Below are 10,067 nucleotides of genomic sequence, written 5' to 3'. Positions count from 1 at the left end.
GCGGGCCGGACAAGACGAAACTAGTCGGAGGGAAGACCAGCGTGCCTAGCGAATACGCGAAGACACTGGGTGGCAAGCTACGCGCCATCCGCCAGCAGCAAGGGCTGTCGCTGCATGGTGTGGAAGAGAAGTCCAAGGGTCGCTGGAAGGCGGTCGTCGTCGGCTCGTACGAGCGCGGCGATCGAGCCGTCACGGTCCAGAAGCTCGCGGAGCTCGCCGATTTCTACGGCGTGCCGATCCGTGAACTGCTCCCTGGTTCCGCCAGCGCGGCCGCAGCTGCTGCCGCTCCGCCCCGGTTGATCCTCGACCTGGAGGCTCTGCAACACCTCGACGCGAGCGAGGCGGGTCCGCTGACGCGGTACGCCGCCACGATCCAGGCTCAGCGTGGGGACTACAACGGAAAGGTGCTGTCGATCCGGCAGGACGACATGCGGACGCTCGCCGTGATCTACGACGAGTCGCCGACGACGCTGACCGAGCGTTTCATCTCCTGGGGCGTGCTGAACCCGGAGGCGAAGGGTGAGGTAGAGGACGCGTCCGAGGCAGCCGGCGCCTGACGAAGGTGTTAGACGGTCGGGGCTTGTAGCAGCTGGCCCGCGGCCGCCCGCCTTCTCAACTGACCCAACGGAGCAACACCACAGCAGCACCGCAGTAGAGCGGCAGGTACCACCTCACCGGCCGCGCACGGGGACGCATCGGCGGCCCGGGACCGTACCGAGACGGTCACCGGGCCAGAGACAAAGAGGAACTCGGAGAGGGCTCGCCCCCCTCGTTCCTCACCGCCCGGACCGCCCAGACTTCTTCAACCCGCCCGGGGTTTCTCAGACGCCCGGAGTTCTCAGACGCCCAGCGTGGGCTTCAGCTGCAGCAGTCGTGCCAGCAGCCCGTTCACGAACGTCGGCGACTCGTCCGTCGACAGGTCCCGCGCGAGCGCGACCGCCTCGCTCACCGCGACCACGTCCGGCACCTGGTCGTCGAACAGCAGCTCGTAGGCGCCGATCCGCAGGATGTTCCGGTCGACGGCCGGCATCCGGTCCAGCGTCCAGCCGACCGAATGCGTCTCGAGCAGGTCGTCGATCAGCTCGATGTGCTTCGCGACACCCTCGACCAGCGCCACGGTGAACTCGTTCACCGGCGGGTCGTTGTCGGCCACCCGGTCGGCCAGGGTGCCGCCGACCGGCAGCCCCCTGACCTCGGACTCGAACAGCACGTCGAGAGCGCGCTTGCGGGCCTTGCTACGGGCAGACATCTTCTGTTGTCGACTCTCTACGGATCAGGAGGTGACGCGGCCGAGGTAGTCCCCGGTCCGGGTGTCCACCTTGACCTTCTCACCAGTGGTCAGGAACAGCGGGACCTGGATGTCGTAGCCGGTCTCCAGCTTGGCCGGCTTGGTGCCGCCGCTGGAGCGGTCGCCCTGCAGACCCGGCTCGGTGTACTCGACCGTGAGCTCGACCGAGGCCGGGAGCTCGACGTACAGCGGGAGGTCGTCGTGCACCGCGACGATGGCGTCCTGGTTCTCCAGCAGGAAGTGGACGGCGTCGCCGACCACCTCGGGCTGCAGCTGCAGCTGGTCGTACGTCGACTTGTCCATGAAGACGTACGCCGTGCCGTCGTTGTACAGGTACGTCATGTCACGCTTGTCGACCGTGGCCACGTCGACCTTCACGTCGGCGTTGAAGGTCTTGTCCACCACCTTGCCGGACAGCACGTTCTTGAGCTTCGTCCGGACGATGGCGCCGCCCTTGCCCGGCTTGTGATGCTGGAACCACACGACGGACCACAGCTGTCCGTCCAGGTCGAGCACCATGCCGTTCTTGAGGTCGTTCGTCGTTGCCACGCGGGTAAGCCCTTCGAATTCGATCAGCGGTCCAGAGTGCGCCCGAGGCCCCAACGCCGTAGCGAGCAGGTGCTCGGCGAGGTGCCGTGCCGAGTGCCGCGCAGTAGGCGGTGGGGCCTCGGGCGCACTCTCACACGAGATTGTAGCGGTCACACCCGCATTACTCCGATTCCGCGCACCCGGTGGGCCTTAGGCTGTCAGTCCAGACGTCCACGGAGGAGGCCGGCGATGACGGGGTTCGTGATCTTCGTCGTGGTGATGATCGTGGTGAGCCTGATCAACAAGGCCAAGCGGCAGTCCAACCGCGGCAACGGGAAGATGAATCCGCGTGTCCAGGCGCTGGTCGAGCGGATCCAGGCCCAGCAGGGCGGCAACCAGCCGGCCCAGTTCCAGGGGCAGTACACCCAGGCCGCCGGCCAGGGCGGTCCGCCGCCGGCACAGGTCCCGCAACAGACGTTCCCGACCCAGACCGGGACACCGCCGAGCAGCCAGCAGGTAGCGGCCGCGCTCTCGCAGCTCCTGCAGAGCGGTCGTCAGCCGGCGCGTCCGGGCGAGTGGACTCCCCCGGGCCAGCCGGCGCGGCCCAGCAGCCCCACCCCGTACCAGCCGCCGGCCCAGTACCAGCCGGCGCAGTACAACAACCTGAACCCGTACCAGCCGCCCGCGCATCGGCCGCAGCAGAGCCAGCTGCCGTCGTCGAACCAGGACCTCGACGCCAAGATCCGCGAGCTGATGAACGCGAACAACGAGGTCGGCGCGATCCGCCTGCTGGGCGAGCAGCGCGGGCTGGGCATCCTCGAGGCGCAGCAGTACGCCCGCTCCCTCGTCGCTCCCAAGACGACGCCCCGCAGCACGGAGGAGTCCGAGCCGGACGAGGACGACAGCCGGTACGTCGGTTCGGCCGCGTTCGCGGAGTCGATCTTCAACCTGGACGACCGCGAGGAGAACGTCTGGGCCAGCGGCTGGGTCGACAAGCCCGAGCCGGAAGACCGCTCCGACATCGACGAACTCTGGCAGACCGTCCGCAACGCACCGCGTCCCGGCACGCCCCCCAGTTGACCGTGATGCAGCCGCCTGGACGGGTCGTTCGTCGTGGGCGCTAGTCGCGCTTGTCGCCGAGGGATTCCAGCAGGGTGCGGAGGAGGCCTGCCAGTTGGGTGCGTTCTGTGGGTGAGAGGCCGGAGAGGAGCTCGGCCTCGATGTCTACATGGGTCGGTAGGACCTTGTCGATCAGCTTGAGGCCCTTTGCGGTCAGAGTCACCTGAACGCCTCGGCCGTCGGTCTCGCTGGGGGCGCGGGTCACCAGACCGCGGGCCTCCAGACGGTCCAGCCGCTGGCTGATCGCTCCGGACGTCACCATCGACGAATGCATCAGCCCGGCCGGCGTCAGGCTGTGCTCGGGGTTGCTGCGGCGCAGCGTCGCCAGTACGTCGAAGGACGCGCGGTCGAGCTCGTGCTTGGCGAAGTTCCGCCGGAGCTCGGCGTCGAAGAGCACGCTGAGCCGGCTCAGGCGACCGATGACACCCATCGGCGACGCGTCCAGGTCGGGCCGCCGATCCCGCCATTGCTCGAGCACCAGGTCGACGTGATCTGCCATCCGCCCAGCCTACTGCCGAATTGCTTAGCGCTGAGGGATTGCAAGTAGCTTAGCGCTGAGATACTTTATCTTAGTGCTAAGCAATCGAGTCTCTCTTCTTCTGGTCACGGCGATCACGCCGCTGCTCTGGGGTACGACCTACCTGGTCACCACCGAGTTCCTGCCACCCCACCGACCACTGCTGGCCGCACTGCTTCGGTCACTGCCGGCCGGTCTACTGCTGGTCGCGATCACGCGCGTCCTCCCCCGCGGCAGTTGGTGGTGGCGCTCACTGGTCCTCGGCACGCTCAACATCGGTGCCTTCAACGCACTGCTCTTCGTCGGCGCGTACCGGTTGCCCGGTGGCGTAGCTGCGACGGTCGGTGCGATTCAGCCACTACTGGTCGCAGTACTGTCTGCCGGTCTGCTGCGGCAGCACCTGTCGCTGCGCACGGTTCTCACAGCCATCGCAGGCGTGTTCGGTGTCGGTCTTCTGGTGCTGCGGGCGACTGCACAGCTCGACATGCTCGGAGTGCTTGCGGCTGTTGGCGGTGCGATCGTGATGGCGTTCGGCGTCGTACTCAGCAAGCGTTGGACGTCGCCCGCTCCCCTGTTGGCTACAACTGGCTGGCAACTGGTCGCCGGTGGGCTTGTGCTGCTGCCGGTCGCCTTCCTGGTCGAGGGCGGGCTACCTGACTTCACCCTGCGGAACCTCGCGGGCTACTCCTACCTCGCACTGTTCGGATCCGCGGTCGCGTATGCGCTCTGGTTCCGCGGACTGCGCGAGCTCGCTCCGACCGAGGTGACGTTCCTGGGACTGCTCAGCCCGGTCATGGCGACGACGCTCGGCTGGCTGGTGCTGGACCAGCACCTGTCGGTCTGGCAGGCCGTCGGCGGCCTGATCGTGCTGGGTGCCCTCGTGACGGCCCAGGTACGCCGGAAGGTCCGGCCGACGCCTGCCGCCGAAGCCCCTGTCCTCGTCGCGGCCGGGGAGCGGTGAGATGCGGATCCTGGTCTGGGGCGCAGCCGGCGCCGTCGGGAGCCGAGTCACCCAAGAAGCAGTTGCCCGCGGCCACCAGGTCACCACCGTCGGCCGCTCCGGCCCGGTCCGGGGTGACGCCGCGGACCCGGACGACGTCGCTCGCCTGAGTGCCGGTCACGACGTGGTGATCAGTGCGACCCGACCGCGTCCAGGAAGCGAAGCTGAGCTCGTCGCCGCGGCCAAGGGTTTGCTGATCGGCCTGCGCGGCAGCGGCGTACGACTGATCCTGGTCGGCGGCGCGGCCAGTCTCATCGTGCCCGGGACGGAGATGCTGCTGGTCGACTCACCTGGCTTCCCGGCCGAGCTGCTCCCGATCGCCTTGGCCTGCAACGAGCAGTACGACGTCGTGCGTATGGCGACCGGCTTGGACTGGACGTATGTGAGTCCGCCGGCGCTGCTCGAGCCTGGCGTCCGGACCGGTCGCTACCGGACGGGCTTCGACCACCTCGTCACCGATGCGGACGGCAGCTCGGCGGTGTCGATGGAGGACTTCGCGGTCGCCCTCGTCGACGAAGCCGAGCGAGCCGAGCACATCCGGCAACGGTTCACGGTGGGCTACTAGACGGCTGACAGGTGTTCAGATGAGGCCCTCGCGCAATGCGTATGCGACGGCATGTGAGCGGTTCCTCAGCTGGAGCCGGCTGGTCACGTCGTGCAGGACGTTCTTGACCGTCCGCTCCGAGTAGGACAGCTCACGGGCGATCTCCTGCGTGTCCTTGCCGTCGGCCACCAGTCGCAGGACCTGCGTCTCGCGGTCGGACAGCCCGGTGTGGGACAGCCCGCGCGGCGCCGGCACGTGCCGCTGCATCGGCGACACCTGCCCCAGCAGGCGGCCCAGGAGATCCGGGGGCAGGCTGCCGTCCCCGGCAGCGGCCGCCTGCACCAGGTGCACGATCCGGTCCGCGGTCGCCTCGGTCCGGCGCAGTACGCCGGACACTCCCAGCTCGACCGCGGTCATCAGCGCGTCGTCGTCGATCGTGCTGCCGATCAGCACCGTCCGGCGGCAACCGCGCTGGCTTGCGGCCCGCAGTACCTGGACGGCCCCCGCGTCCAGCGAGTCGACGGCGACCAACGCAACCACCGGCGGGGCGGTGCGCTGGTCTGCCGACAACCCCGAGAGCCCCGAGAGCCCCGACGGCCCGGGCAACACAGCGGCGAGCTCCGTGTCGTTGATCAGGCTGATCTCCGGGCGCTGTCCGAGCGTGTGGACCAGCCCGAACTGCGACAGCGGGTCCAGCGCCTTCATCCAGACCGGAATGCGGTGCTCCCCATGCGTACTCGTCATACCTGCGACTCCCCCAGAGCGTTGTTGAACGGAACCACGGTCGGCCGGCCGACGTCTGGCGAGGTGTGCCCGCGTGGCGGGTGGAATGTGCCCACACCCACCTGATGCCCGAAAGGGCAGTTTGGTTATGAATCCAGGCTGGTGATCGCGCGCAGGGCCAGCCGGTACGAGTCCAGGCCGAAGCCGGCGATGGTCCCGGTCGCCACGCCGGCGACGACGCTGGTGTGGCGGAACTCCTCGCGGGTGGCCGGGTTGGTGAGGTGGATCTCGATCAACGGCGCCGTCCGCTGCGCGATCGCGTCACGCAAGGCGTACGAGTAATGGGTGAACGCGGCCGGGTTGAGCACGACGGGCGTCCGGTCGTCGGCGGCCTCGTGCAGCCAGCCGACCAGCTCCGCCTCGTCGTCGGTCTGCCGCACCTCGACCTCGAGGCCGAGCTCGGCGCCGGTCTTCTCGCACACACCGACCAGCTCGGCGAAGGTCGTCGTACCGTACTTCTCCGGCTCGCGGGATCCGAGCCGTCCGAGGTTCGGACCGTTCAGCACCAGCACCCGCCTGCTCACATCCGTCACAGCACTCACCCTAGCGGCAGGCCGTCGAAGGCCGTCTCCGCTTCGGTCACCGCGTCCAGGTAGCGGTCGGCGGCGCGCCGGCCGGCGGCGATGACCTCCCAGTTGCGGCGCGACAGGACTCGCTGGACCGACACCGCCTGGGCAGCCAGGAGTTCGCCCGCAAGACCGGCTCCGAAAGCCTCGGCGAGAGCGCGCTCGTCGTCGTCCATGAACTGGTGCAGCCGGGTCGTGAGAGCGGGAGTGGTGAAGACGAGCTTGTAGTAGGCGAGGACCTGCGGGTGGTCGTTCAAGCCGGTGATCGGGTCGCGGGCGGTGAGCCCGGCGAGGAAGTGCTCGCGGAGCGCCTGGACCGGTGGGACCACCGCGGCCGCGACCACCCGCGCGGACTCGTGCCGGTGGTCGGCGATCCGGTGCAGGACGAGGTCCTGTTTGGTCGGGAAATACTTGAACAACGTCGGCTTGGAGACGTTCGCCGCCGCGGCGATATCGGTCACCGACACCTCGTCGAAGCCCCGCTTCAGGAACAGCGCGATGGCCGCCTCGGACAGGGCGTCGTACGTCTGCTGCTTCTTGCGCTCGCGAAGTCCGGTCACCTCAGCATGTTAACCTAGGCAAAAGATTGACCGAGTTAATCTTTTTCGGAGGGATGGATGCGGGATCTGACATCGGAGCGCGACTACGCCGGGCGCTGCCGGGACGCGCTGCGGCGGATGGTGGCCGGCGCGCGGGAGAACGTGGCGGTCGGCGAGCACACGTGGGGCGACCGGTACACGGCCGAGCGGCTCGGCTTCTACCTCAAGACGCTCGCCCGGGACATGGGCGAGGAGGGCGACAACCCGCCGTTCTTCGGCGTGATCGCGTACGGCGACGCGGGTGCCGGCGAGCACAGCCGGCAGACCTACTACCTCGGCCGGCGGCACATCTCGGACGCGATCGGCCGTCCGCCGATGGTGATCGACTGGCGCGCGCCGGTGTCGGCCGCGTTCTACCAGGCGTCGGCGGTCGAGCCGCGCGGTATCGAGACCCGCCGCCGGTTCGGCTGGTCCGGCCAGACGCTGACCAGCTTCGAGGACGAGCGCCTCACCGCCGGCGAGCAGGCCGACAGCGCCCTCGTACGCCGTGAGATCGAGCGGGCTCGCGTCGGTCCGATGCGGGACATCGTCGCGACCATCCAGCCGGAGCAGGACACGCTGGTGCGGACCGATCTGGACGTCTCGGTCTGCGTCCAAGGCGCGCCAGGGACCGGTAAGACAGCGGTCGGCCTGCACCGGGCCGCGTACCTCCTCTATGCGCACCGCTCCCGGCTCACGCGGAACGGCGTACTCGTCCTCGGGCCGAACCGGGCGTTCTTGCACTACATCTCCGCCGTACTGCCGACGTTGGGCGAGGTGGATGTCGAGCAGACGACGATCGAGCAACTGCTGGATCGTGAGGTCCGCGCCACGGACGAGCAGCCGGCGGCCGAGGTGAAGCACGACGCCCGGATGGCCGAGGTACTGCGAAAGGCGGTGTACGCGCGGATCGGCCGCCCGACGCAAGCAGTCGCGGTGCGGGACGAGTCGTACAAGTGGCGGGTCAACCAGCACGAGTTCGCCGAGATGGTGGCGGAGGCCGAGGCGGATGCGACGACGTACCTGACCGGGCGTGAGCGGGTGATCGCGCGGATCGTCGCTGCCCTGCAGCGCCAGGCCGAGGCGCGCGGGCAGAACTGCAACGGCGTCTGGCTGCGCCGGATGGCACGTGCTGTGACGCCCGACGTCGAAGCGGTGTGGCCGAGTCTGAAGGCCGACGAGGTGCTGGCCGAGGTACTGAGTGACCCCTCGTCGGCCGCGGACGGGATTCTGAGCGCGGACGAGCAGCGAGCCATCAGCTGGCCTCGACCGCGCAAGGCGAAGAGTGCGCGCTGGACGGCCGCGGACGCAGTACTGCTCGACGAGGTGAGTGCCCTGCTCGAGCGCGGTCCGACGTACGGGCAGGTGATCGTGGACGAGGCGCAGGACCTCTCCCCCATGCAGTGCCGAGCGATCGCGCGGCGGAGCGAGCACAGTTCGCTCACCGTGCTCGGCGATCTGGCGCAGGGTACGACGGCGTGGGCCGCCACGGACTGGTCGACGCAGCTCGGTCATCTCGGCAAGCCCGCCGCCGAGATCGTTGCCTTGAGCACCGGCTATCGCGTGCCGGCGGCAGTCGTCGAGCTGGCGAACCGTCTGCTGGTTGCCCTCGACGTCGACGTGCCGCCGACCACGTCCTTCCGCTCCGACGGCGAGCTGACCGTCACGAATGTCGACGACCTTCCCGTCGCCTGCGCTACCACCGTACGACTAGCCCTTACGTATGAAGGATCAGTCGGCGTGATCGCGGCCGACCATCAACTGCCCGCGCTGACGGACGCTCTGAAGGCAGCCGGGATCGAGGTGGCGGCGGCAGACGCCGACGGCCGGGTGGCCGTTGTACCGGCGAGTCTGGCGAAGGGACTCGAGTACGACCACGTGATCGCGGTCGAGCCCGCCGAGATCGTCGCCTCCGAGTCGCGCGGCCTGAACCGGCTGTACGTCGTCCTCACCAGAGCAGTCTCCCGGCTCGACGTACTGCACAATCGGCCGCTCCCGCCGGAGCTGAGCTAGGCACTCCAGGGTGCGCCCGGGCCGCCCATGCGCTGGGCGTACGGGCTGCCATGGGTGAGTTCGCCACGGCGGATCGGCTTGTCGGTGAAGGCGGAGGCGTAGATGGCGGCGGCCAGCTCGAGGGTGTTGCGGGCCTCGGCGAGCGTGACCGGAGTCCGTGCGCCCGCTGCCTTGGCGTCCAGGATCGCGGCCAGCTGAGCCGTGTGGCCGCTCGCTACGTCGGGGAGCTCGGCCGACCAGGCGTCGGCGATCTCCTCGTGGCCGGGCGCCGGCGTGACGGTCCAGTCGGGGTTCTTGTAGCCGTAGAGGTGCTCCAGCTCGACGGTCGCGTTCTCGCAGTCGAAGCGGAGCTGGGACGTCTGGCGGGCGGACACCAGCGAGTTCACGACCGAGGCGACCGCGCCGTTCTCGAAGGTCACCATGGCCAGCGAGACGTCCTCGGTCTGCGTCGGGCGCGCCTGCCTGGCCGCGAGCGCGGTCACCTTCTCCCACGGGCCGAGGACCGACAGCAGCAGGTCGTACTGATGGATCCCGTGACCCATCGTCGGCCCGCCGCCCTCGACGTCGAACGTCCCGCGCCACGGCACCGAGAAGTACGCGTCGTCGCGGTACCAAACGGTGTTGCACAGGGCAACCAACGGCCGGCCGAGCACACCGTCGGCGAGCAGTTGCCGCAGCCGGACCGCGCCCGATCCGAAGCGGTGCTGGAACACGCACGCCACCTGCGCCGACGACTTCTCCTCCGCCGCCAGCAGGGTGTCGAACTCGTCCAGCGAGAGGGTCGGCGGCTTCTCCATGTACACGTCGACGTCCGCGGCCAGGCACTCGGCGGCGAGCGGCACGTGCGAGTTCGGCGGCGTACACAGGTGGACCAGGTCGACGCGGTCCTCCGCGAGGAGGTCGGTCAGGCTCGGGTACGTCGCCGGGATGTTCCACTTGGCGGCGAACTCCTTGGCCCGGTCCAGGTCGACGTCCACAGCCGCGACCAGCTCGGCCCGCTCCGCCAGCGCCGTCACCGCCCGGGCGTGCGAGCCGGCGATCCCGCCGGTACCAACGATCGCGATCCTTGGCTTGCTCATATGGAAAGCCCTTTCCGAGGGGCTTCCATCCTCTGCGGACTCCCCCCGATCC

12 protein-coding genes are annotated in these 10,067 nt (G+C 69.0%); 5 read left to right on the top strand and 7 right to left on the bottom strand.

Annotation, left to right across the window (positions count from 1 at the left end; genetic code table 11):
- Window positions 1-41: 41 nt before the first annotated feature.
- Window positions 42-557 carry a transcriptional regulator gene (locus tag ACIA58_RS20760; RefSeq protein ID WP_396405355.1) on the top strand — a complete coding sequence of 172 codons (516 nt, stop codon included), beginning with the start codon at window positions 42-44 and terminating at the stop codon, window positions 555-557.
- A gap of 281 nt (window positions 558-838) precedes the next feature.
- On the opposite strand, the gene nusB is transcribed toward ACIA58_RS20760, so the two are convergent.
- Together nusB and efp are read right to left on the bottom strand one after the other, a co-directional pair.
- The gene (gene nusB / locus ACIA58_RS20755) at window positions 839-1,249 is read right to left on the bottom strand and encodes a transcription antitermination factor NusB (protein WP_396405354.1); all 411 of its coding nucleotides are present in this window, start codon (window positions 1,247-1,249) and stop codon (window positions 839-841) included.
- A gap of 24 nt (window positions 1,250-1,273) precedes the next feature.
- Window positions 1,274-1,837, bottom strand: coding sequence for an elongation factor P (efp, locus tag ACIA58_RS20750; RefSeq protein ID WP_396405353.1), 564 nt, complete (start codon window positions 1,835-1,837; stop codon window positions 1,274-1,276).
- A gap of 228 nt (window positions 1,838-2,065) precedes the next feature.
- On the opposite strand from efp, the gene ACIA58_RS20745 reads away from it, so the two are divergent.
- Window positions 2,066-2,896: a hypothetical protein gene (locus ACIA58_RS20745; RefSeq protein ID WP_396405352.1), complete on the top strand. Its 831-nt coding sequence runs from the start codon at window positions 2,066-2,068 to the stop codon at window positions 2,894-2,896.
- Window positions 2,897-2,936: 40 nt separating this feature from the next.
- On the opposite strand, the gene ACIA58_RS20740 is transcribed toward ACIA58_RS20745, so the two are convergent.
- Entirely contained in the window at window positions 2,937-3,434 is a 498-nt protein-coding gene (locus ACIA58_RS20740) for a MarR family winged helix-turn-helix transcriptional regulator (protein WP_396405351.1), read from the bottom strand.
- A gap of 73 nt (window positions 3,435-3,507) precedes the next feature.
- Here ACIA58_RS20740 and ACIA58_RS20735 point away from each other — a divergent pair, with 73 nt between their 5' ends.
- Window positions 3,508-4,413 (top strand): EamA family transporter, encoded by a 906-nt coding sequence (locus ACIA58_RS20735; protein ID WP_396405350.1) that lies wholly within the window; start codon window positions 3,508-3,510, stop codon window positions 4,411-4,413.
- A gap of 1 nt (window position 4,414) precedes the next feature.
- The gene (locus ACIA58_RS20730; RefSeq protein WP_396405349.1) at window positions 4,415-5,017 is read left to right on the top strand and encodes an NAD(P)-dependent oxidoreductase; all 603 of its coding nucleotides are present in this window, start codon (window positions 4,415-4,417) and stop codon (window positions 5,015-5,017) included.
- Between the two features lie 15 nt (window positions 5,018-5,032).
- On the opposite strand, the gene ACIA58_RS20725 is transcribed toward ACIA58_RS20730, so the two are convergent.
- The 3 genes from ACIA58_RS20725 to ACIA58_RS20715 form a co-directional block, all read right to left on the bottom strand.
- On the bottom strand, window positions 5,033-5,740 hold the full coding sequence (locus tag ACIA58_RS20725) for a LuxR C-terminal-related transcriptional regulator (protein WP_396405348.1): 708 nt from the start codon (window positions 5,738-5,740) through the stop codon (window positions 5,033-5,035).
- 125 nt (window positions 5,741-5,865) lie between these two features.
- Complete coding sequence (aroQ, locus tag ACIA58_RS20720) at window positions 5,866-6,303, bottom strand: type II 3-dehydroquinate dehydratase (protein WP_396406496.1); 438 nt, start codon at window positions 6,301-6,303, stop codon at window positions 5,866-5,868.
- Between the two features lie 14 nt (window positions 6,304-6,317).
- Complete coding sequence (locus tag ACIA58_RS20715; RefSeq protein WP_396405347.1) at window positions 6,318-6,905, bottom strand: TetR/AcrR family transcriptional regulator; 588 nt, start codon at window positions 6,903-6,905, stop codon at window positions 6,318-6,320.
- Window positions 6,906-6,962: 57 nt separating this feature from the next.
- Here ACIA58_RS20715 and ACIA58_RS20710 point away from each other — a divergent pair, with 57 nt between their 5' ends.
- Window positions 6,963-8,936 carry a HelD family protein gene (locus ACIA58_RS20710; protein ID WP_396405346.1) on the top strand — a complete coding sequence of 658 codons (1,974 nt, stop codon included), beginning with the start codon at window positions 6,963-6,965 and terminating at the stop codon, window positions 8,934-8,936.
- On the opposite strand, the gene ACIA58_RS20705 is transcribed toward ACIA58_RS20710, so the two are convergent.
- Complete coding sequence (locus ACIA58_RS20705; RefSeq protein ID WP_396405345.1) at window positions 8,933-10,015, bottom strand: Gfo/Idh/MocA family protein; 1,083 nt, start codon at window positions 10,013-10,015, stop codon at window positions 8,933-8,935. The two genes, ACIA58_RS20710 and ACIA58_RS20705, sit on opposite strands and share 4 nt — an antisense overlap.
- Window positions 10,016-10,067: the final 52 nt, after the last annotated feature.

The organism is Kribbella sp. NPDC051586, from assembly GCF_044453965.1.
Taxonomy (GTDB): Bacteria; Actinomycetota; Actinomycetes; order Propionibacteriales; family Kribbellaceae; genus Kribbella.
This window is presented reverse-complemented; position numbering and strand designations above follow the sequence as displayed.